The organism is Pseudomonas sp. Sample_16 (genome assembly GCF_004307665.1).
Lineage (GTDB): Bacteria > Pseudomonadota > Gammaproteobacteria > Pseudomonadales > Pseudomonadaceae > Aquipseudomonas.
The window spans coordinates 1-23,091 of record NZ_RCOB01000136.1; the positions used below are offsets into that span (position 1 = coordinate 1).

Sequence of the window (23,091 nt, forward strand, 5' to 3'; positions counted from 1 at the left end):
AGCGTGGGAACGATCATCCTGAGCAATAAAAAAACCCGCTGAAATCACTTTCAGCGGGTTTTTCATTTGAGCAGCAGGAGAATCAAAAATCCTCCAACCGCCACACCTCGTAAGCCGGCGTCTCGTAGGGATGGCTCTGCTTCAGAGCCGCCACTACCGGGCGAATCAACTCATCGGCCACCACCAGCTCAACTTTCCATTCCTCCACCCGTTCGACCTGCCCCGCTTCGCCAATGAACGGCTGGCTGCCGTCCAATGGACGAAACTGGCCTTGGCCCAACACCTGCCAGGCGCAGTGATCGTAAGCACCGATCCGTCCGCCACCGGCGGCGAATACGGCGCTTTTGACCACTTCGACATGACTGTCAGGAACAAAAAAGCAGAGCTTGTACACAGCGCTTAGTTCACCCAAACGCGAGCATTACGGAACATGCGCATCCAAGGTGCGTCTTCGTTCCAGTCTTCCGAACGCCACGAGTTCTGCACGGCACGGAACACACGCTCCGGGTGCGGCATCATGATCGTTACGCGACCGTCGCGGCTGGTCAAACCGGTGATCCCGCGCGGCGAACCGTTCGGGTTGGCCGGGTAGGTTTCGGTGACCTTGCCGTGGTTGTCGACGAAACGCATCGCCACGCAACCGGACAGATCGGCTTCCAGCAAAGCTTCTTCGCTGGAGAACTCGGCATGACCTTCGCCGTGAGCGATGGCGATCGGCATACGCGAACCGGCCATGCCCTGCAGGAAGATCGAGTTCGATTCCTGGATCTGCACCATCGCCACCCGCGCTTCGAACTGCTCGGAGCGGTTGCGCACGAAGTGCGGCCAGAACTCGCTGCCCGGGATCAGCTCGTGCAGGTTGGACATCATCTGGCAACCGTTGCACACGCCGAGGGTGAAGCTGTCGTTACGCTCGAAGAAACCCTGGAACGCATCGCGGGCACGGCTGTTGAACAGCGCGGACTTGGCCCAGCCTTCGCCGGCACCGAGTACGTCGCTGTAGGAGAAACCGCCGCAAGCGACCAGACCTTTGAACTCGTTCAGGTCGACACGGCCGGCCAGAATGTCGCTCATGTGCACGTCGATCGCGTTGAAACCGGCACGGTCGAACGCCGCCGCCATTTCCACCTGACCGTTGACGCCCTGCTCACGCAGCACGGCAACCTGTGGGCGAATGCCTTTCTTGATGTAAGGCGCGGCGATGTCCTGGTTGACGTCGTAGCTGAGCTTGACGCTCAGGCCCGGGTTGTCTTCTTCCAGCAGCACGTCGAATTCCTGATCGGCGCAGTCGGCGTTGTCACGCAGGCGCTGGATCTGGTAGCTGGTTTCGGCCCACTGGCGTTGCAACAGACGACGCTGGCCTTCGAACACGGTGTCACCGTTGAAGGTGATGTTGATCTGGCCGTTGTTGATCGGCTGACCGATCACCGACACGCAATCCCCCAGCCCGGCAGCGCTGAACTGCGCGAGGATATCCGGGGTAGCGTCCTGGCGAACCTGAATCACCGCGCCCAGCTCTTCGTTGAACAGGATCGCAGCGATGTCGGCGGAGGTTTCCGCCAGGCCGTCGAGGTTCAGGCTCAGGCCGCAGTGACCGGCGAACGCCATTTCCACGACGCTGGTCAGCAGACCACCGTCGGAACGGTCGTGGTAAGCCAGCAGGTGACCGTCGGCATTGAGGCCCTGGATCACCGCGAAGAACGCTTTCAGGTCTTCGGCATCATCGACGTCTGGAGCCTGCTTGCCGAGCTTGCCATGCACCTGGGCGAGAATCGAAGCGCCCATGCGGTTCTGGCCTCGGCCAAGGTCGATCAGGATCAGGTCGGTGGTGCCCTTGTCCATGCGCAGTTGCGGGGTCAGGGTCTGGCGGATGTCGGTCACTGGCGCGAAACCGGTAACGATCAGCGACATTGGCGAAGTGACGGATTTGTCGACGCCTTCATCGTTCCAGCGAGTGGCCATGGACATCGAGTCCTTGCCCACCGGAATGGTAATGCCCAGCTCAGGGCACAGTTCCATGCCGACCGCTTTCACGGTGTCGTAAAGGCGCGCGTCTTCACCCGGGTGACCGGCCGCCGACATCCAGTTCGCCGACAGTTTGATGTCGGAGATCTTGCCGATGCGCGAGGCCGCGATGTTGGTCAGGGTTTCGCCGATGGCCATGCGGCCCGACGCCGGAGCGTCCAGCAGAGCCAGCGGAGTACGCTCGCCCATGGCCATCGCTTCACCGGTGTAGACGTCGAAGCTGGTGGCGGTGACGGCCACGTCGGCCACCGGGACCTGCCACGGGCCGACCATTTGGTCACGGGCCACGAGGCCGGTGATGGTGCGGTCGCCGATGGTGATCAGGAAGCTCTTGCTCGCGACGGCCGGGTGATGCAGGACGCGCTCGACGCAATTGGCGATGTCGAGGGTCGACGGATCGAAATCGTCGCCCAGCTCGTTTTCACGTACTACCGAACGGTGCATGCGCGGGGCTTTGCCCAGCAGCACTTCCAGAGGCATGTCCACCGGGCTGTTGCCGAAGTGGCTGTCGGTGACCGTCAGTTGCGGTTCGGCGGTCGCTTCGCCGACCACGGCGAACGGGCAACGCTCACGTTCGCAGATCGCCTTGAAGCGCTCGAAATCAGCCGGGCCGACCGCCAGAACGTAGCGTTCCTGGGATTCGTTGGACCAGATTTCGTGCGGGGCCATGCCCGGCTCGTCGTTTGGAATGTTGCGCAGTTCAAAACGGCCACCGCGGTCGCCGTCGTTGACCAGTTCCGGGAAGGCGTTGGACAGACCGCCCGCACCCACGTCGTGGATGAAGCTGATCGGGTTTTTGTCGCCCAGTTGCCAGCAACGGTCGATGACTTCCTGGCAGCGACGCTCCATCTCAGGGTTTTCACGCTGTACGGAAGCGAAGTCCAGGTCTGCCGAGCTGGTGCCGGTGGCCATGGAGGAAGCGGCGCCGCCACCCAGGCCGATCAACATCGCCGGGCCGCCAAGCACGATCAGCTTGGAGCCGACGACGATCTCGCCTTTCTTGACGTGCTCTTCACGGATGTTGCCCATGCCGCCTGCGAGCATGATCGGCTTGTGGTAACCGCGAACTTCGTCACCGTGCGGGGTGGTGATCGATTGTTCGAAGGTACGGAAGTAGCCAGTCAGGGCCGGACGACCGAATTCGTTGTTGAACGCAGCGCCGCCCAGCGGGCCTTCGATCATGATGTCCAGCGCGGTAACGATGCGCTCGGGCTTGCCGTACGGCACTTCCCACGGCTGTTCGAAGCCAGGGATCTGCAGGTTGGAGACGGTGAAACCGGTCAGGCCAGCCTTGGGTTTGGCACCACGACCGGTTGCGCCTTCGTCGCGGATCTCGCCGCCGGAACCGGTGGATGCGCCCGGGAACGGAGCAATCGCGGTCGGGTGGTTGTGCGTCTCGACTTTCATCAGGATGTGCACCGGTTCCTGCACCGCGCCGTACTGGCGGGTTTCAGGGTCCGGGAAGAAACGCCCGGCCACGGAGCCGACGATCACCGAAGCGTTGTCCTTGTAAGCCGACAGAACGCCTTCGCTGTGCATCACGTAGGTGTTCTTGATCATGCCGAACAGGCTTTTTTCCTGGCTCTCGCCGTCGATGTCCCAACTGGCGTTGAAGATCTTGTGACGGCAATGCTCGGAGTTCGCCTGGGCGAACATCATCAATTCGATGTCGTGGGGGTTGCGCTTCAAGCCGACGAAGGCATTGACCAGGTAATCGATCTCGTCTTCAGCCAGGGCCAGGCCCAGCTCGGTGTTGGCTTGTTCCAGCGCGGCACGGCCGCCACCCAACACGTCGATCGCGGTCAGCGGCTTTGGCTCGGCATGGCTGAACAGGCCGGCGGCTTGCTCAAGGTTGCCCAGGACGATCTGGGTCATGCGGTCGTGCAGAGCGTCAGCAATCAGTTGCGCCTCAGCATCGCTGAACTGGCCGGCAACGTAGAACGCAATGCCGCGCTCCAGGCGCTGGATCTTGGTCAGGCCGCAATTGCGAGCAATGTCGCTGGCCTTGCTCGACCACGGCGAGATGGTGCCGAAACGCGGCAGCACCAGGAACAGACGACCGGTCGGCTCCTGGACCGGAACGCTTGGACCGTACTTCAGAAGGCGCGCGAGCACCTGCTGTTCGTCGCCGGTCAGGACGCCGGTAACTTCGGCGAAGTGAGCGAATTCAGCATACAGGCCGCTGACAGCCGGAACCTTCTGGCTCAGTTGCTCAAGGAGCTTGCTGTGGCGAAAGGCGGAAAGGGCAGGAGCGCCGCGCAGGATCAACATCTTCGGGACAGCCTCGGGAAGGGGTGTGCTTTGAGGCCGTGCATTCTAGCCTAAACAGCCCGCGACATCACCCGAAACGCTACGCACGGTTGCACTCGAGTATCGATCTGTGTTTCTGCCTCGAAAGTCAGGTTAATCCGCGGTGAGACGAGCGCTTATTTTTACTGTAACAAAAAGCACACAAGTCCCATTCCTGCGGGGTTTCGGCCGGTTTTGTGATCTCTAGCAGACAAGCCCTTCGCTGTCGAGATATGGCGTCCGTGGTCCTTTGCGTATACTGCGCAGATGTTTTCCCCAACGGCTTTGCGTCCGCGGTACGCCAAATGGCTGATCGCAACCGGACTCTTCCTGATGCTCGGTGGCTGTGTTGATAAACCCAACACGCTCGAGCGCGTAAAGGAGGATGGTGTGCTGCGGGTGGTTACCCGAAACAGCCCCGCCACCTACTTTCAGGATCGCAACGGTGAAACCGGCTTCGAATACGAGCTGGTGAAGCGCTTCGCCGACGATCTGGGGGTCGAATTGAAGATCGAGACCGCCGACAACCTCGACGACCTGTTCAACCAGGTGGGCAAGCCCAATGGCCCGGTGTTGGCGGCGGCCGGACTGGTCAGCAGCGAAGAGCGCAAGAAACAGGTGCGCTTCTCCCACTCCTATCTGGAGGTCACCCCGCAGGTCATTTATCGCAACGGCCAGTCGCGACCTACTGATGCCAAGGACCTGGTGGGCAAGAAAATCATGGTGCTCAAGGGCAGCACCCACGCCGGGCAATTGGCCGAGCTGAAAAAGAAATTTCCCGGCATCGAATACGAAGAGTCCGACCAGGTAGAAGTAGTCGATCTGTTGCGCATGGTTGACGAAGGCCAGATCGACCTGACCCTGGTCGACTCCAACGAAGTGGCGATGAACCAGGTGTATTTCACCAATATCCGGGTTGCCTTCGACCTGGGTGACGCCAGCAACCAAAGCTGGGCTGTCGCGCCAGGCGATGACAACAGCCTGCTCAACGAAATCAACGACTATCTGGACAAGGTTCAGAAAAACGGCACCCTGCAACGCCTGAAGGACCGTTACTACGGACACGTCGACGTGCTCGGCTACATGGGCGCCACCACCTTCGCCCAGCATTTGCAGCAACGTTTGCCCAAGTACGAAAAGCACTTCAAGGCCTATGCCAAAATCGAGAAAGTCGACTGGCGCCTGCTGGCGGCGGTCGGTTATCAGGAATCACTGTGGCAACCGGCTGTTACGTCCAAGACCGGCGTACGTGGCCTGATGATGCTGACCCAGAACACCGCTCAGGCCATGGGCGTGTCGAACCGCCTCGATCCGAAGCAGAGCATCATGGGCGGCGCCAAATACCTGGCTTACATGAAGGAGCAACTGGACGACTCGATCCAGGAACCGGACCGCACCTGGTTTGCCCTTGCGGCCTACAACGTTGGCAGTGGTCACCTCGATGACGCCCGCAAACTGGCGGCCAAGGAAGGGTTGAACCCGGACAAATGGCTGGACGTGAAGAAAATCCTGCCGCGCCTGTCGGAAAAGAAGTGGTACAGCAAGACCCGTTACGGCTACGCCCGTGGCGGCGAGCCGGTGCATTTCGTGGCGAACATCCGTCGCTACTACGACATCCTGACCTGGGTCACGCAGCCGCAGCTTGAAGGCGATCAGGTCGCCGAAGGCAAACTGCTCGTGCCGGGGATCGACAAGTCCAAACCGGCCCAAGAGCCAGCCCCACTCTGAATTTGATCGTTCCCATGCTCCGCGTGGGAATGCCGCCAGGGGCGCTCCGCGTTCCGCTTCAAGAGCTGACGCAGAGCGTCAAGGTCAGCATTCCCACGCAGAGCGTGGGAACGAGCGGCGTAAGCCTATGCCTTGGCAGCAGCCGCCAGAATCAGCGCCTTCATCTCCGACACCGCCGATTTGAAGCCGACGAACAACGCATGGGCCACCAGCGCATGGCCGATGTTCAGCTCGTTGATGCCCTTGATCGCCGCCACGGCTTCGACGTTGTGGTAATGCAGGCCATGGCCGGCGTTGACGATCAGCCCCTGGGCCAGGCCAAACGCCACGCCATCGGCCACACGCTTGAGCTCTTCAGCCACTTCGGTCGGCGTCTCGGCATCGGCATAACGCCCGGTGTGCAATTCGATCGCCGGGGCGCCAACGCGGCGCGAGGCTTCGATCTGGCGCTCGTCGGCATCGATGAACAGCGACACTTCAGCGCCGATCTTCGACAGACGCTCAACGGCCGCCTTGATCCGCTCCTCCTGACCCGCTACGTCCAGACCGCCTTCGGTGGTCAGCTCCTGACGGGTTTCCGGCACCAGGCAAATGTGCGCCGGGCGGATACGCTCGGCGAACTGCATCATCTCTTCGGTGACGCCCATCTCGAAGTTCATGCGAGTTTGCAGCACGTCCTTGAGCAGCAGCACGTCGCGTTCCTGGATGTGCCGACGGTCTTCGCGCAGATGCACGGTGATGCCATCGGCGCCCGCCTCTTCCGCATCCAGTGCCGCCTTGACCGGGTCGGGGTAGCGAGTGCCCCGGGCCTGACGCAAGGTGGCAACGTGGTCGATGTTCACGCCAAGAAGAATGCGGGTGCTGGTGGTCACGGAAAGCGCTCCAGAAGAAGAGAAAGTTCGGTGCACAGCATACACGGGGAATTTACGGCTTTCGAAACAACTCGCGGGAAACCAGTGGTCGCCCGCCCAGATGCACGGCCAGCGCCTGGCGCATCAGGCGTTTGGCTGCGGATAAAGCACCCGGCGCACTCCAGTCGGCCTCGGCCATGGCCAGCAGTTCAGCGCCATTGAACAACCCCGGTTGCAGCAGGTAGACCCGTTCCAGCCCGGCATCCACTTGCAGCCGATAGAGGCCGTCCGAAGCGATGGGCTCGCCATGGATGTCCGTGCTCAACGAGAAACCGTAACCGAGATCATCAAGCAAGCGCCATTCGAACGAACGCAGCAACGGCTCCAGCGGACGGCCTTCGGCCAGGGCCAGCAAGGTCGCGGCATAGTGATCGAAAACGCCGGGATGGGGGTCTTCGGCGGGCAGCAGACGAATCAGCAATTCATTGAGATAAAGGCCGCTGAACAGCGCCTCACCATTGAGCCAGGTGGAGACACCGGCACTCTCCATGCGCCCGACATTCTTCAGCTCGCCCCTGCCCCGGAATTCGACTTCCAGCGGCACGAACGGCCGCGCCAATGTCCCGGCCTTGCCCCGCGCACTGCGCAACACCGCCCGCAACCGGCCTTGCGGCGTGAGGAAGTCGACCAACGCACTGCTTTCGCGGTAGGCGCGGGAGTGCAAGACGTAGGCGGGCTGGGCGGGAGGCGGGCTGCTTGACATCAGTTTTCGAAACTCTGGAGATCCACTGTGGCGAGGGAGCTTGCTGCCGCTGGGTTGCGAAGCGGCCCCAAAACCGTGCACCTCAGTGTTTCAGGGAAAACACAATGGCAGGGATTACGACTGCTTCGCAGCCGAGCGGGAGCAAGCGCCCTCGCCACAGAGGCCCCGCTCCCACAGTCGCCCCGTGTTGATTTACAAGTCGCCGTAACCCAGCGAACGCAAAGCGCGCTCGTCATCGGACCAACCACCCTTCACCTTGACCCACAGGTTGAGCATGATCTTGGAGTCGAACAACAGCTCCATGTCCTTGCGCGCCTCGGTGCCGATACGCTTGATGCGCTCGCCCTTGTCGCCAATGATGATTTTCTTCTGGCCGTCACGTTCGACGAGGATCAAGGCATGGATGTGCAGAGTCTTGCCCTGCTGCTTGAACTCTTCGATTTCGACGGTGATCTGGTACGGCAGCTCGGCGCCCATCTGGCGCATGATTTTCTCGCGTACCAGTTCGGCGGCGAGGAAACGGCTGCTGCGGTCGGTGATCTGATCTTCCGGGAAGAAGTGATCGTTTTCCGGCAGGTGATCGGCGATCACGCGCTCCAGGGCATCAAGGTTATGACCGTGCTGGGCCGAGATAGGAATGATCTGAGCGTTCGGCAACTGTTCCTGCAACCAGGACAGGTGCGGCATCAGCTCGGCCTTGTCTTCGATGCGGTCGGTCTTGTTCAGCGCCACGATCAGCGGGCCGGTGACGTACTGCACGCGCTCGAGGACCATCTGGTCTTCGTCGGTCCACTTGGTGCGGTCGACCACGAAGATCACCACGTCGACATCTTTCAACGCCGCCGAAGCGGTCTTGTTCATGTAGCGGTTCAGAGCCTTCTCGCCACCCTTGTGCATGCCCGGGGTGTCGACGTAGATCGCTTGCACGTCACCTTCGGTCTTGATACCGAGCATGTTGTGGCGGGTGGTTTGCGGTTTGCGCGAAGTGATCGCCAGCTTCTGACCCAGGATGTGGTTCAGCAGCGTGGACTTGCCCACGTTGGGACGGCCGACGATGGCAACATAGCCACAGCGAGTTGCGTTTGTATCAGTCATTGCCATTCTCCACACCCAGGGCAATCAGTGCTGCGGCGGCCGCTACCTGTTCGGCAATACGACGACTCACACCCTGACCTCGGCTTTTTTCATTCAGTAAGATGATTTCGCATTCGACGAAGAACGTCCGGCAATGCGGTTCACCCTGGATATCCACCACTTCGTAACGCGGCAGTTCGCAACCACGGGACTGCAGGAACTCCTGCAGGCGGGTTTTCGGGTCTTTGTTGGTGTCGACCAGCGTCAGGCCTTCGAATTCTCCAGCCAGCCAGGCCAGCACGCGCTCGCGCGCCACTTCCATGCCGGCATCCAGATAGATCGCACCGATCAGTGCTTCCAGGGCATCGGCCAGAATCGATTCGCGACGGAATCCGCCACTCTTCAGCTCACCGGAACCCAGGCGCAGGTACTCGCCCAGATCGAAACCACGAGCCAGTACGGCCAGGGTCTCACCTTTCACCAAACGCGCGCGCAAACGCGACAATTGACCTTCGCGGGCCAGCGGGAAGCGATCGAACAGCGCTTCGCCTGCAACGAAATTGAGGATGGCATCACCGAGGAATTCCAGGCGCTCATTGTTGCGCCCGGCAAAGCTGCGATGAGTCAGGGCCAGGACCATCAGTTCCTGATCCTTGAAGGTGTAGCCGAGCTGACGCTCGAGACGGCTTAAGGAGACGCTCACGGTTTACCCACGCTGAGTTCGTGGTTGGATTCCACCGCCATCGCCGGGATTTGGCGCAGGCCTGGGACAATTAACGCTGTGTTCAAAAATAACGTCCTGAATATCATTGGCTTCATGCATCTGGCGCCGATTGTGCCGGTTCCAGAAATGCATTCGGCGCTGTGTTCAACAGCGCCGTGTTTGATTACTTGATCAGGCCAACCCGCGAGAAATTCGGCAGGTGACTGAGTTTGGGTTCCGGCCAGCTCATCCAGACTGCAAAGGCCTTGCCGACAATGTTCTTGTCGGGAACCATGCCCAGCAGATCCTTGGGAATGCTCGGATCATCCCAGTAGCGACTGTCGTTCGAGTTGTCGCGGTTGTCGCCCATCATGAAGTAGTGCCCGGCAGGCACCGTCCAGGAACGATCCGGTGCGGCGCGGTAACGGCTCATTTCCTTGCGGATCAGGTGCTCGGCGATGCCGAGTTTTTCCTTGTAGAGCTCGGCACTGCCCAGCGTGCCCGGCTCGGAGCCGACCAGTTGCTCGGCAATCGACTGGCCGTTGACGAACAAGCGCTTGTCGGCGGTGTAACGCACTACATCCCCCGGCAGGCCCACTACACGCTTGATGTAGTTGACGTTCGGATCGCTCGGGTAGCGGAACACCATCACATCGCCGCGCTGCGGCTCGCCGACTTCGATGATTTTCTTGTCGATCACCGGCAGGCGGATCCCATAGGAAAACTTGCTCACCAGAATGAAGTCGCCAACGTCCAGGGTCGGCTTCATCGAACCGGAAGGAATCTGGAACGGTTCCACCAGGAACGAACGCAGCACCAGCACGATGAACAACACCGGGAAGAACGACTTGCCGTATTCAACCAGCAGCGGTTCTTTGTTCAGCTTTTCGACAACCACCCTGTCCGGCTGGCTGACGCTGCCCTGATAGGAGGCAATGGCGGCACGCCGACGCGGCGCCAGGATCAACAGATCAAGCAACGCCAACAGGCCGCAGACGAACACGGCGATGACCAGCAACAGCGGGAAATTTAGTGACATAGGACCTAACTATCCAACCTGAGCACGGCAAGGAAGGCTTCTTGTGGAATTTCCACGTTACCGACCTGCTTCATGCGTTTTTTACCGGCCTTTTGCTTTTCCAGCAGCTTTTTCTTACGGCTGACGTCACCACCGTAGCATTTGGCCAATACGTTCTTTCTGAGCGCCTTGACGGTTGTCCGCGCCACAATCTGCCCGCCAATGGCGGCCTGGATTGCCACGTCGAACATCTGCCGCGGAATCAGTTCTTTCATCTTCTCGGTCAACTGGCGACCTTTGTAGTGCGCATTGTCACGGTGCACGATCAACGCCAGGGCATCGACCTTGTCGCCGTTGATCAGCACGTCCAGTTTCACCAGACTAGCCGATTGGTAACGATCGAAATGATAATCCAGCGAAGCATAGCCGCGGCTGGTGGATTTCAGGCGATCGAAGAAGTCCAGCACCACTTCGTTCATCGGCAGGTCGTAGGTCACTTGAACCTGGGTGCCGAGGAACAGCATGTCGACCTGCACGCCGCGTTTTTCGATGCACAGGGTAATGACGTTACCCAGGTGCTCTTGCGGCACAAGAATGTTGGCACGCACGATCGGCTCGCGCATGTCTTCGATCGAAGACAAGTCCGGCAGTTTCGACGGGTTATCGACGTAGATCGTCTCACCGGTCTTGAGCAGCAGCTCGAAGATTACTGTCGGTGCGGTGGTGATCAGGTCCAGGTCGTACTCGCGCTCCAGGCGCTCCTGGATGATCTCCATGTGCAGCATGCCGAGGAAGCCGCAACGGAAGCCGAAGCCCAGGGCGTCGGAGCTTTCCGGGGTGTACTGCAGCGACGAGTCGTTCAGGGTGAGCTTTTGCAGCGCTTCGCGGAAATCTTCGAAGTCGTCGGAGCTGACCGGGAACAGACCGGCGTAGACCTGCGGCTGGATGCGCTTGAAACCTGGCAGTACGTCGACGTCCGGCGTCGAGCTCAAGGTCAGGGTATCGCCCACTGGCGCGCCGTGAATGTCCTTGATGCCGGCGATGATGAAGCCTACTTCGCCGGCCTTCAGGTCAACGGTAGCGGTGTGTTTCGGGTTGAATACGCCGACGCTGTCCACCAGGTGGATCTTGCCGGTGGACTTGACCAGAATCTTGTCGCCCTTCTTCACCCGGCCGTGACGCACACGCACCAGGGAAACAACGCCCAGGTAGTTGTCGAACCAGGAATCGATGATCAACGCTTGCAGCGGATCTTCGATGTTGCCGGTCGGCGCAGGAATGGTGGTGACCAGACGCTCAAGCACTTCATCGACGCCCAGACCGGTCTTGGCAGAGCAAGTGACCGCGTCGGTGGCATCAATGCCGATGATTTTTTCGATTTCTTCTTTGACACGGTCCGGATCGGCCTGTGGCAGGTCGATCTTGTTCAGCACCGGCATCACTTCCAGGCCCTGTTCGATGGCCGTGTAGCAGTTGGCAACCGACTGCGCTTCAACGCCTTGACCGGCATCGACCACCAGCAGCGCGCCTTCACAGGCTGCCAGCGAGCGGCTGACTTCGTAGGTGAAGTCAACGTGGCCCGGGGTATCAATGAAGTTCAGCTGATAGGTGATGCCATCGCGGGCTTTGTAATACAGAGTAACGCTGTGGGCCTTGATGGTGATCCCGCGCTCACGCTCAAGATCCATGGAATCCAGTACCTGGGCTTCCATTTCACGCTCGGCCAGGCCGCCGCACATCTGGATGAAGCGATCGGCCAGCGTCGACTTGCCATGGTCAATGTGGGCGATGATGGAGAAATTGCGGATATGACTCAAATCACTCACGGATCAACACTCAAAAAGGCTGCAGGCATAGCCCGCCGAAAAATAGCCGGGAATTGTACCTGATCCCCGGTGCAAGCGTCACGTTTGCAGGCCGGACGGCCTGTACAAAAACGCCCCGGTCTTGCGACAGGGGCGTTTTTTATCATCCGCGAGATCAGCAAGAGGCTGCCATCAACCGGCGCGACGCAACAGCCAGAGCCCGGCCAGGGCACAGACACTGGCCGGCACCAGCACCGCAAACAGCGGCGAGAAACCGAACACCAGGCTCGAAGGCCCCAGCAAATCCTGGGCGATGCGGAAGGTGAACCCCACCAGTACACCGGTGAACACTCGCTGACCGAGGGTCACCGAGCGCAATGGGCCGAAGATGAAAGAGATGGCCATCAATACCAGGGCGGCGGTGACCAGCGGCTGCAACACCTTGACCCAAAATGCCAGCCAGTAGCGACCATTGTTCAGGCCCTGGTCCGCCAGATAGTGGATGTAACCCCACAGGCCGGTGATCGACAGCGAGTCGGGCGCCATGACCACGGTGCTCAGCAGCTGCGGGCTCAACGCCACATCCCAGCGCTCGACCGGCGTACTGACCACTTCCGTGCTCTTTTCGTGGAACAGCGTGGTGGTGACGTCGCTCAGCTGCCAGTGATCCTTGTCGAACTCCGCACGCTTGGCGAAGCTGGAAGACAGCATGTGGCGCTGATCATCGAAGCGATAGCGGGTCACGCCATACAGCAAGCCGTTGGGCTGCACGGAGTTGACGTGAATGAACTCGTCACCCTGACGGTGCCACAGGCCATGCTTGGCACTCTGCGCATCGCCACTGCCCTGAGCCAGCGAACGGTTGGCCTGAGCGGTGCTTTCGGTTGCCGGTGCAACGTACTCGCCAATCAGCAGCCCCACCAGCATCAGCACCAGCATCGGCTTCATGACCGCCCAAACGATCCGCCCGATCGATACGCCAGCCGCGCGCATGATGGTCAGTTCACTGTTGCTGGCCAGGCTGCCGAGGCCGATCAGGCAGCCGATCAGTGCCGCCATCGGCAACATGTCATACAGACGCCGCGGCGCCGTCAGCAACACATAGCTGAGCACGTCGACCAGGGTGTAGGTATCGCTGACATCGCTCATCTCGTCAATGAACGCAAACAGGGTTGCCAGGCCAAGAATGATCCCCAATACCGCAAGGATCGCCATGAATACGCTGCTACCGATGTAGCGATCGAGCTTAACCACGGGCCACCTCCAGCGCGCTGCGGCGACTCGCCATCTTCAAGCGCAGAGGCTCCCAATAAAGCAGGCCCAGGCCAATGGCCAGGAATATCCCGTGCACCCACCACAAGCCCAGCGCAGGTGGAATCTTGCCCTTTTCGAGCGCGCCGCGAGCGGCAATCAGGATGGTCAGGTAAGCCATATACAGAAGAATCGCCGGCAACAACTTGAGGAAACGACCCTGGCGCGGGTTGACCCGCGACAACGGCACCGCCATCAAGGTCACGATAAACACCAGCAATGGCAGGGACAGGCGCCATTGCAGTTCGGTACGGGAGCGAATGTCGTCACTGCCGAGCAACGAGGTGGTGGTCATCGCGTCGCGGTCGGTCACCTCGTCACTGACATCCGGCTTGGGCAGCAGCACACCGTATTCGTCGTACTTGATCGCCCGGTAATCGGCCTGCCCGGGGTTACCGTCGTAGCGATAGCCATTGTCGAGAATCAGGTAACGGTTCCCGTCGGGGCGAATTTCCTGGCGGCCCTTCTCAGCCACCAGCACGGAGATCCCGCGATCCTTCTTGTCGGAACTGATGTTTTTCTGCGAAATGAAGACGCCGCCCAAGTTGATGCGGTCATCCGACAACTGTTCGGTGTAGGTCACCCGGGTGCCGTCACGCAGCGCCTGGAAACGGCCCGGCTCCAGGGTATCGAACTCGGTCAGGGCGTCCTGCTTGTTGAGCAACAGTTGAAACTGATTGGCACCCTGTGGCGCCAGGCTCAAGCTCAACCATGCCACGACCAGCGCCACCAGAGTGGCTGGAAACAGGGTCATGCGGAACAGGCGCTGCTGACTCATGCCGGTGGCCGAAAGCACGGTCATTTCACTCTCGAGGTACAGGCGACCGTATGAGAGCAGAATCCCGAGGAACAGACCCAATGGCAGGATCAGTTGAAGGAAGCCCGGCAGGCGAAAGCCCATGATCAGGAACAGCGACCCCGGATCCAGTTGACCCGAAGCGGCTTGGGCGAGGTATTTGATGAAGCGTCCACTCATGATGATGACCAGCAGCACGGCGCTGACGGCGCTCAAGGTCAACAGGACTTCGCGGGATAGATAACGGAAGACGATCAAACCAGACACTCCAGGGTTGTCAGGCTAAGGCGGCCAAACAAGCAAACATATCAGACAGCCCTAATGCAGAGCCGCCGAAAAAAAGATGGCGCATTATCCTGTGATTGATCGCGCCTGTCACTTCGCACCGCGCGAGCAGGCTGTCAAAGCGCTGAAGATCGTACAACCGAGGGTTGTCAGGCGCCGGTAGCGAGGTTCAAACTGCGGCCTTCGTCGCCGGTCACGACCGGCGCCTTTCTATTTATAGGCGAGCGACATACACACTTGTCGAGCGCTTGCGTGTTGACTATCAAATTCAGGGACCCGGACATGGAACTGGTTGTAAAAAGCGTTAACCCGGAAACGTTGAAGACCGCCACCCTGGTGGTTGCCGTCAGCGAAGGCCGCAAGCTCGGCGCCGTCGCCAAACAACTCGACGAACTCAGCGGTGGCGCCATCAGCGCCGTTCTGAAACGCGGCGACCTGGCCGGCAAAGTTGGCCAAAGCCTGTTGCTGCACAGCCTGCCGAACCTCAAAGCCGAACGCGTGCTGCTGGTGGGCGTCGGCAAGGATGAAGAGCTGGGCGACCGTCCGTTCCGCAAAACCATCGCCGGCATCCTCAACACCCTCAAAGGCCTGGGCGGCAGCGACGCCGTGCTGGCCCTGGACGAAGTTGTGGTCAAGGGCCGCGACAGCTACGGCAAGACCCGTCTGCTGGCCGAAACCCTGGTGGACGGCGAATATCAGTTCGATCAGTTCAAGAGCCAGAAAGCCGAACCGCGTGCCCTGAAGAAAATCACCCTGCTGACCATCAAGGCCGCCCAGGCTGAAGTCCAGCGCGCCGTGACCCACGCCACCGCAATCGCCAACGGCATGGCCTTCACCCGTAACCTGGGCAACCTGCCACCGAACATCTGCCACCCGACCTTCCTCGGCGAGCAGGCGAAAAACCTCGGCAAGGAATTCAAGGATCTGAAAGTCGAAGTCCTCGACGAGAAGAAGATCAAGGCCCTGGGCATGGGTTCGTTCTACGCCGTAGGCCAGGGCAGCGCCCAGCCGCCACGCCTGATCGTCATGCAATACAACGGCGGCAAGAAATCCGAGAAGCCATATGCGCTGGTCGGTAAAGGCATCACCTTCGACACCGGCGGCATCAGCCTCAAGCCAGGTGCCGGCATGGATGAAATGAAGTACGACATGGGCGGTGCCGCCAGCGTGTTCGGCACCCTGCGTGCCGTGCTCGAACTGAAGCTGCCGATCAACCTGGTATGCATCCTGGCGTGCGCCGAGAACATGCCGAGCGGCAACGCGTCGCGTCCGGGCGACATCGTCACCACCATGAGCGGCCAGACCGTGGAAATCCTCAACACCGACGCCGAAGGCCGTCTGGTGCTGTGCGATGCCCTGACCTACTCCGAGCGTTTCAAGCCGCAAGCGGTGATCGACATCGCCACCCTGACCGGCGCCTGCGTGGTTGCCCTGGGCTCCCATACCTCGGGCCTGCTGGGCAACAACGACGAATTGATCGGCCAACTGCTGAGCGCCGGCCAGGCTGCCGACGACCGCGCCTGGCAACTGCCGCTGTTCGATGAATACCAGGAACAACTGGACAGCCCGTTTGCCGACATCGCCAACATTGGCGGCCCGAAAGCCGGCACCATCACCGCGGCCTGCTTCCTGTCGCGCTTCACCAAGAACCTCAACTGGGCACACCTGGACATCGCCGGCACAGCCTGGACCAGCGGCGGCAAGGACAAGGGCGCCACTGGCCGCCCGGTTCCACTGCTGACCCAATACCTGCTGGATCGCGCCAAAGCCTGAAACCAATGAACCTGGGCGGCGTCGCTTCGGCTGACGCCGCCCAGGCTCAGGAACCGCAATGACCAAAGTCGACTTTTACATCCTGCCCAGTGCCGATCCTTCGGCACGCCTGGACTTCGCCTGCAAGCTCACCGAAAAAGCCTGGCGCATGGGCCACCGCGTCTACCTGCATTGCAGCGACGCCGCCCAGCGTGATGATCTCGATGCACGCCTGTGGGCTTTCAAGGGCGAAAGTTTTGTGCCCCACGGCCCTGCTGAAAGTGAATCGGACGGTTTGATTGTCCTGGGTCTGGGTGACGACTGCGGTCAGCATCAGGACCTGCTGGTCAACCTCGACCTGAAAGTCCCGGCCTTTGCCCAGCGCTTCGCCCGCGTGGCGGAAGTGGTGGTTGAAGATCCGACGATCAAAGCGGCCGCGCGGGAGAGTTTCCGTTTCTACCGCGAACAGGGCTATCCTCTGCAAGATCACCGTTTACAGCGACTCTGAGCATTCCGATGGACACTCCAAAACCGCTGCAAAAGTCCGCGCATCTGCTGGACGACCTTGAGTCGATCCGCCAATTGCTCGGCGATGACAACCTGCAACCACCGCTGTTGACCGACACGGTCGAGGACGGTGACCAGGAACAGATCCCAATGTTGTTCGACACCGTCAGCGAACCTGCGCCGACCATCGCACCGACACCTCCCCCCAGGCCCGCCGCTCAACCAGCGCCAAGTGCCGAGAAGAACGGCGACGCGCTGCTGTACCTCGACAGCGAACTGCGCGCCGCCGCGCAACTGATCATGCAAGACGTGATCGACGACTTCGCACCGCACATCGAAACCGAAATCAAACGACGCCTTAGCGCGCGGCTTGAGCGGTTGCTAAGCCAGTACAACGATTGATACTGAGCTGACACATGTTGCTTTCCTGTAGGAGCAAGGCTTGCCCGCGATGGCGTCCGTGAGATCGCTATCGCGGGCAAGCCATGCTCCTACAAGAGCGCCGCGCATCAGGTGCTGAGGTAACGCCCGATCAAGGCAATCCCGCTGGCCAGCACCAACCAGGTCACCAACCGCACGAACGCCTCGCGGGACAAGCGCTTGGTCAGCCGTCGGCCAATCCACAACCCCAGCGCCATTGCCGGTAGCAGACACAGCGCCAACACCAGCAATGGCAGTTCGGCATACACGCCTGCGACCGCAAACAGACTCAAGCGCACCACGGTGCTGCAACTGATCAGCGCGCTTTGCGTCGCCCGCGCTTCATCCTTGGGCAGCCGACTGTTCAGGTAGATCGCATACAAGAAACCGCCACTGCCAAACAACGCGCCGAACATCCCGCCCACTGTCCCCATCGGCGCCGCCCACGCGGCGGACAACTGTTCCGGTCGGACTTTTATCCACAGGCTGTAGACCGCGTAGGCGCTGATGAACACCCCCATCAGCAGCAGCAACAGATCGGATTTCAGGTTCAGCAGGAAAATCACCCCGAGGGTGCAGCCCAGCGCCATGCACGGCAGCAACCGCAGCAACTCCGGTTTCGCCACATCCCGTCGCGAGGGCAACAGGTTGCCGAACGCCGCGACAAAATCCAGCAACACCAACAGCGGCACGATTTTCGACAATGGCATGAACAGAATCAGAATCGGCCCGGCGACCAGCGCCGTACCGAAACCGGCGATGCCGAATACGATGTAGGCCAGGGCGATGCCCGCGCCGATGATCAACCAGTCCATGGCGCCGAATGGCCATTGGGTCAACAACTCAACCACGCTCATTCCCCTTGTCATCCTTGATTACCGCTGACGACTTTAACCCTGTGCGAGCCAACTCGCTGCCACAAAAAAACCTTCCACAACGGATTTATGCCGGATCATGGAGATTGCCCACCAAATGCCTTTAAACTGCGCCCCATGATTAAAGATCCCTTTGCAAGACTCGGCCTGGACCGCGAAGTCCTCACCGTCAGCCAGCTCAACGGCCGCGCGCGGGTGTTGCTCGAAGATGTGTTCAGCAACATCTGGGTCGAAGGCGAAATCTCCAACCTCGCCCGTCCTGCCTCCGGCCACGTCTACTTCACCCTCAAGGACAGCGGCGCCCAAGTGCGTTGCGCGCTGTTCCGGCAGAACGCCGCGCGAGTGCGCCAAGCGTTGAAGGACGGCCTGGCGGTCAAGGTGCGCGGCAAAGTTTCGTTGTTCGAAGGACGCGGCGATTACCAGCTGATACTCGACACCGTGGAGCCAGCGGGTGACGGCGCGCTGCGCCTGGCCTTCGATGCCTTGAAGGAAAAACTCAGCGCCGAAGGCTTGTTCAGTGCCGAACGTAAAGTGCCATTGCCGGCGCACCCGCAACGTATTGGCATCATCAGCTCGCCGACCGGAGCGGTGATCCGCGACATCATCAGCGTATTCCGCCGCCGTGCGCCGCAAGTGCAACTGACGCTGATTCCCACCGCCGTACAGGGCCGCGAAGCGACGGCACAGATTGTCCGCGCCCTGAAGCTGGCGGATGCCCGTGGCTTCGACGCGTTGATCCTGGCCCGGGGCGGTGGCTCGCTGGAAGACCTCTGGTGCTTTAACGAAGAAGCCGTGGCCCGCGCCGTGGATGCCTGCGTGACGCCCATTGTCAGCGCCGTTGGCCATGAAACCGACGTCTCGATCAGCGACTTCGTGGCCGACGTTCGCGCGCCGACGCCATCCGCCGCCGCCGAACTGCTGGCACCGGACTCCAGCGACCTGGTGCGCCGGGTCGAAAGCCTGCATCGCCGACTGGTGATGCGCATGCGCGACCGGCTGATGCGTGATCGATTGCGCCTGGAAGGCATCTCTCGCCGTCTGCGCCATCCGGGCGAACGCCTGCGTCAGCAAGCGCAACGCCTGGATGATCTGGACATGCGCATGCGTCGCGCGTTTGAACGCAGCCTCAACACCCGACGCGAGCGACTGATCCGCCTGGAAACCCGCCTCGCCGGGCAACATCCCGGCCGGCAACTGGCGATGCTGCGCCAACGCCTCGACAGCCTTGCCGAACGCCTGCCCCGCGCCATCCGCGAGGGTCTGAAAAGCCGCCGCTTGCAGTTACAAAGCCAGATGCAGACGTTGCACGTGGTCAGCCCTCTGGCGACCCTCGGCCGCGGCTACAGCATTTTGCTCGACGAACGCGGCAACGCGATCCGCAGCGCCAAGCAAACCCATACGGGTCAGCGCCTCAAGGCCAAGCTCGGTGAAGGTGAACTGCAAGTGCGGGTCGAAGACAATCACCTGACACCCGTCACCCTTTCTCTACTGGACTGATCCATGCCGCGTTTTTTTGCTTCGCTGCTGCTGTTGTGCCTGACCTTCAATGCCCATGCCGACAGCTACATCACGCGCCTGTTGAACAAACCGGTGCCAGGCGGCGTGGCCGTCGTCGACCTGGGAGTTGCGGCACAAGCACCGAAAGCCAGCTATCAGGGCAAACCGGTGTTGGTGGTCAAGGAGCAGAACAACTGGCTGGCCATCGTTGGCGTGCCGTTGACGGTCAAGCCGGGTGCCCAATCCATCAGCAGCGGCGGTCGCGACCTGAAATTCACTGTCGGCAACAAGAAATACCCGGAACAGCGCATCACCTTGAAAAACACCCAGCAGGTCAATCCGGACCCGGAGAATCTCAAGCGCATCGAGCGTGAACTCGCCGAGCAGATTGCCGCCTATCGCACCTTCAGCCCGAACACCCCAAGCAACCTGCTGCTGGATAAACCGGTCAACGGCCCGCTGTCGAGCAAGTTCGGCGTGCGCCGCTTCTTCAACGGTGAAGAACGCAATCCCCATTCCGGTCTGGATTTCGCGGTGGGCGCAGGCACACCGATCAAGACCCCGGCGGCGGGCAAGGTGATTTTGCTCGGCAATTACTTCTTCAACGGCAACACCGTGTTCGTCGATCACGGTCAGGGCTTCATCAGCATGTTCTGTCACATGTCGAAGATCGACGTGAAGGTCGGCCAGCAACTGGCTCGCGGCGCAGTGGTCGGCAAAGTCGGAGCGACTGGCCGCGCAACCGGGCCGCACATGCATTGGAATATCAGCCTGAATGATGCGCGGGTGGATCCAGCGATTTTCATTGGGGCATTTCAGCCTTAGTAATTTGTGCCGGATACGCCTCAATCCCTGTAGGAGCCAGCCTGCTGGCGAAAAACGCTTAGGCACCGCGACCATTCAGGCATGGCTCGTTATCGATGACGTCCATCGCGAGCAGGGCTCGCTCCTACAGAAGCTTTCAGCACCACAGGCGATTGCGCATCGACCAAACCTTGCGCAAACAAGCAAAAGAACAACGCGAATCAACGCAATATAATCTCGATAAAGATGCGCTAGCGAGGATTCCTCTCAATTTTTTTCGACCGCTTGCCATCCTTCACCCCCAAGGTTAGGGTTGAAGGCATGAAAACCTCTCACACCCTCATTCAGCTCCGCCAGCACCGCAGTTTGTGCCTCGTCAGCGCGCGACTGCCGGGCTGAATCGCGGCGCCTCGTCCCAAGCGTTACCCCAAGAACTTTTGATCCACCGGCAGGCCGCCTTTTTTCGGCCCACACAATAAGGATTTCCCGATGAGCATGCTCAAAGACCCGTCTTCGAAATACCGCGCGTTCCCGACCATCGACATTCCGGACCGCACCTGGCCGTCGAAGACCATCACCAGCGCGCCGATCTGGTGCAGCTCCGACCTGCGTGACGGTAACCAGTCGCTGATCGAACCGATGGACGCCGTCAAGAAGCTGCGCTTCTGGAAAACCCTGGTGCAAGTCGGTGTGAAAGAAATCGAAGCGTCGTTCCCGGCCGCCTCGCAAACCGACTTCGACTTCGTCCGCACCCTGATCGAAGGCAACCACATCCCGGACGACACCACCATCCAGGTGTTGACCCAGGGCCGTGAAGACCTGATCGAGCGCACGTTCGAATCTCTGCGTGGCGCGAAGAAAGCCATCGTTCACCTGTACAACGCGACCTCCCCTTCCTTCCGCCGCATTGTCTTCAATCAGGACAAGGACGGGATCAAGGAAATCGCCGTCAGCGCGGCCAAGCTGTTCGTCAAATACGCCGCCCAGCAGCCTGAAACCGAGTGGACATTCGAATACTCCCCGGAAACCTTCAGCGCTACCGAGCTGGAGTTCGCCAAGGAAGTCTGTGATGCGGTGATCGAGGTCTGGAACCCGACGCCTGAGCACAAGATGATCCTCAACCTGCCGGCCACCGTCGAATGCGCGACCCCGAACATCTATGCCGACCAGATCGAATGGTTCGGCCGTCACATCAACCGTCGTGACAGCGTGATCATCAGCCTGCACACCCACAACGACCGTGGTACTGGCGTAGCCGCCACCGAACTGGGCCTGATGGCTGGCGCCGACCGTGTCGAAGGGTGCCTGTTCGGCAACGGCGAGCGCACCGGTAACGTCGATCTCGTGACCGTGGCCCTGAACATGTACACCCAGGGTCTCGACCCTCAACTGGATTTCTCCGACATCGATGGCGTGCGCAAAGTCGTCGAAGAGTGCAACCAGATCCAGGTACACCCGCGTCATCCGTACGTTGGCGACCTTGTGCACACCGCGTTCTCCGGTTCGCACCAGGATGCAATCCGCAAGGGCTTCGCCCAGCAGAAATCCGATGCATTGTGGGAAGTGCCATACCTGCCGATCGACCCGGCCGATATCGGTCGCAGCTACGAGGCGGTGATCCGCGTCAACAGCCAGTCGGGCAAGGGCGGCATCGCCTACTTGCTGGAGCAGGAATACGGCATCAGCCTGCCGCGTCGCATGCAAATCGAGTTCAGCCAGGTGGTGCAGCGTGAAACCGACCGCTTGGGCCTGGAAATGACTGCCCAGCAGATCCACGCCCTGCTGCACAGCGAGTACCTGCAAGCCAACACCCCGTACGCGCTGGTCAGCCATCGCCTGCAGGAAGAAAACGGCAACAGCGCCGTCGAAGTGGAAGTGGCCAGCAAAGGTCAGGGTGAAACCAACCTGCACTGGCGCGGCAAGGGCAACGGCGCGCTGGAAGCGTTGGTGGCCGGCCTGCCGATTCCTGTGGAAATCATGGACTACAACGAACACGCCATCGGCGCGGGCACCAATGCCAAGGCGGCGGCCTACATCGAACTGCGTGTAAACGGTGAACGTGCGGTGCACGGCGTGGGTATCGATGAGAACATCACCACCGCCAGCTTCAAGGCACTGTTCAGCGCGCTGAACCGTTCGCTGAGCCAGCCGGAAGCGAAAGCGGCGTAAACCTTCGCTGCAATGCAAAAGGCCCCGGGGTGTGAACCTTCGGGGCCTTTTTTTACCTGCTTGTTTGATCGTTCCCACGCTCTGCGTGGGAATGCCTCAAGGGACGCTCCGCGTTCCAGCTGCGCAAATGGGACGCAGAGCGTCCCGGGCTGCGTTCCCACGCGGAGCGTGGGTACGATCGAAAGGTACCGGGGGTTGTTGATCGTTCCCACGCTCTGCGTGGGAATGCTTCAAGGGACGCTCCGCGTTCCAGCTGCGCAAATGGGACGCAGAGCGTCCCGGGCTGCGTTCCCACGCGGAGCGTGGGTACGATCGAAAGGTACCGGGGGTTGTTGATCGTTCCCACGCTCTGCGTGGGAATGCTTCAAGGGACGCTCCGCGTTCCAGCTGCGCAAATGGGACGCAGAGCGTCCCGGGCT

Annotated in this window: 18 protein-coding genes; 7 read left to right on the plus strand and 11 right to left on the minus strand. The window is 60.6% G+C overall.

All coding sequences use genetic code 11. The features are described 5' to 3' along the window. Positions 1-82 precede the first annotated feature (82 nt). Both D8U69_RS18390 and purL read right to left on the minus strand, forming a co-directional pair. Positions 83-394 (minus strand): YqfO family protein, encoded by a 312-nt coding sequence (locus D8U69_RS18390; RefSeq protein ID WP_130907863.1) that lies wholly within the window; start codon positions 392-394, stop codon positions 83-85. A 5-nt stretch (positions 395-399) separates the two neighbouring features. Then, positions 400-4,296, minus strand: coding sequence for a phosphoribosylformylglycinamidine synthase (gene purL / locus D8U69_RS18395; RefSeq protein WP_130907864.1), 3,897 nt, complete (start codon positions 4,294-4,296; stop codon positions 400-402). A 285-nt stretch (positions 4,297-4,581) separates the two neighbouring features. Between purL and mltF the strand changes: the two genes are divergently transcribed. After that, a complete protein-coding gene (mltF, locus tag D8U69_RS18400) occupies positions 4,582-6,042 on the plus strand; it encodes a membrane-bound lytic murein transglycosylase MltF (RefSeq protein WP_130905806.1) in 1,461 nt (486 codons plus the stop codon). Positions 6,043-6,167: 125 nt separating this feature from the next. Here mltF and pdxJ read toward each other — a convergent pair whose 3' ends face one another. From pdxJ to lptF, 8 genes are all read right to left on the minus strand, one after another. Then, the gene (pdxJ, locus tag D8U69_RS18405) at positions 6,168-6,914 is read right to left on the minus strand and encodes a pyridoxine 5'-phosphate synthase (protein ID WP_130907865.1); all 747 of its coding nucleotides are present in this window, start codon (positions 6,912-6,914) and stop codon (positions 6,168-6,170) included. 52 nt (positions 6,915-6,966) lie between these two features. After that, the gene (gene recO / locus D8U69_RS18410; protein WP_130907866.1) at positions 6,967-7,656 is read right to left on the minus strand and encodes a DNA repair protein RecO; all 690 of its coding nucleotides are present in this window, start codon (positions 7,654-7,656) and stop codon (positions 6,967-6,969) included. A 192-nt stretch (positions 7,657-7,848) separates the two neighbouring features. After that, positions 7,849-8,751, minus strand: coding sequence for a GTPase Era (gene era / locus D8U69_RS18415; RefSeq protein WP_008056597.1), 903 nt, complete (start codon positions 8,749-8,751; stop codon positions 7,849-7,851). Next, entirely contained in the window at positions 8,744-9,433 is a 690-nt protein-coding gene (gene rnc / locus D8U69_RS18420) for a ribonuclease III (protein ID WP_018927089.1), read from the minus strand. Before rnc ends, era begins: the two co-directional genes overlap by 8 nt. Positions 9,434-9,617: 184 nt before the next feature. Continuing rightward, positions 9,618-10,472, minus strand: coding sequence for a signal peptidase I (gene lepB, locus D8U69_RS18425; protein WP_056855182.1), 855 nt, complete (start codon positions 10,470-10,472; stop codon positions 9,618-9,620). 5 nt (positions 10,473-10,477) lie between these two features. Further along, complete coding sequence (gene lepA, locus D8U69_RS18430; RefSeq protein ID WP_056855181.1) at positions 10,478-12,277, minus strand: translation elongation factor 4; 1,800 nt, start codon at positions 12,275-12,277, stop codon at positions 10,478-10,480. A gap of 171 nt (positions 12,278-12,448) precedes the next feature. After that, positions 12,449-13,510, minus strand: a complete 1,062-nt coding sequence (gene lptG, locus D8U69_RS18435; RefSeq protein WP_056855180.1) for an LPS export ABC transporter permease LptG — start codon at positions 13,508-13,510, stop codon at positions 12,449-12,451. Continuing rightward, the gene (gene lptF, locus D8U69_RS18440; protein WP_056855179.1) at positions 13,503-14,621 is read right to left on the minus strand and encodes an LPS export ABC transporter permease LptF; all 1,119 of its coding nucleotides are present in this window, start codon (positions 14,619-14,621) and stop codon (positions 13,503-13,505) included. Before lptF ends, lptG begins: the two co-directional genes overlap by 8 nt. 309 nt (positions 14,622-14,930) lie before the next feature. Between lptF and D8U69_RS18445 the strand changes: the two genes are divergently transcribed. The 3 genes from D8U69_RS18445 to D8U69_RS18455 are packed head-to-tail and all read left to right on the plus strand — an operon-like array spanning position 14,931 to position 17,309. Then, on the plus strand, positions 14,931-16,421 hold the full coding sequence (locus D8U69_RS18445) for a leucyl aminopeptidase (RefSeq protein WP_056855178.1): 1,491 nt from the start codon (positions 14,931-14,933) through the stop codon (positions 16,419-16,421). Between the two features lie 58 nt (positions 16,422-16,479). Beyond that, entirely contained in the window at positions 16,480-16,908 is a 429-nt protein-coding gene (locus D8U69_RS18450; protein ID WP_056855177.1) for a DNA polymerase III subunit chi, read from the plus strand. Between the two features lie 8 nt (positions 16,909-16,916). Beyond that, positions 16,917-17,309, plus strand: coding sequence for a hypothetical protein (locus tag D8U69_RS18455; protein ID WP_056855176.1), 393 nt, complete (start codon positions 16,917-16,919; stop codon positions 17,307-17,309). 107 nt (positions 17,310-17,416) lie between these two features. On the opposite strand, the gene D8U69_RS18460 is transcribed toward D8U69_RS18455, so the two are convergent. Next, positions 17,417-18,184, minus strand: coding sequence for a sulfite exporter TauE/SafE family protein (locus tag D8U69_RS18460; protein WP_130905809.1), 768 nt, complete (start codon positions 18,182-18,184; stop codon positions 17,417-17,419). Positions 18,185-18,319: 135 nt separating this feature from the next. On the opposite strand from D8U69_RS18460, the gene xseA reads away from it, so the two are divergent. The 3 genes from xseA (at position 18,320) to leuA (ending at position 22,672) form a co-directional block, all read left to right on the plus strand. Further along, entirely contained in the window at positions 18,320-19,699 is a 1,380-nt protein-coding gene (gene xseA / locus D8U69_RS18465) for an exodeoxyribonuclease VII large subunit (RefSeq protein ID WP_056855174.1), read from the plus strand. 3 nt (positions 19,700-19,702) lie between these two features. Beyond that, positions 19,703-20,524: a peptidoglycan DD-metalloendopeptidase family protein gene (locus tag D8U69_RS18470; protein WP_056855173.1), complete on the plus strand. Its 822-nt coding sequence runs from the start codon at positions 19,703-19,705 to the stop codon at positions 20,522-20,524. Positions 20,525-20,992: 468 nt separating this feature from the next. Then, positions 20,993-22,672 carry a 2-isopropylmalate synthase gene (gene leuA, locus D8U69_RS18475; RefSeq protein WP_056855172.1) on the plus strand — a complete coding sequence of 560 codons (1,680 nt, stop codon included), beginning with the start codon at positions 20,993-20,995 and terminating at the stop codon, positions 22,670-22,672. Positions 22,673-23,091 lie beyond the last annotated feature (419 nt).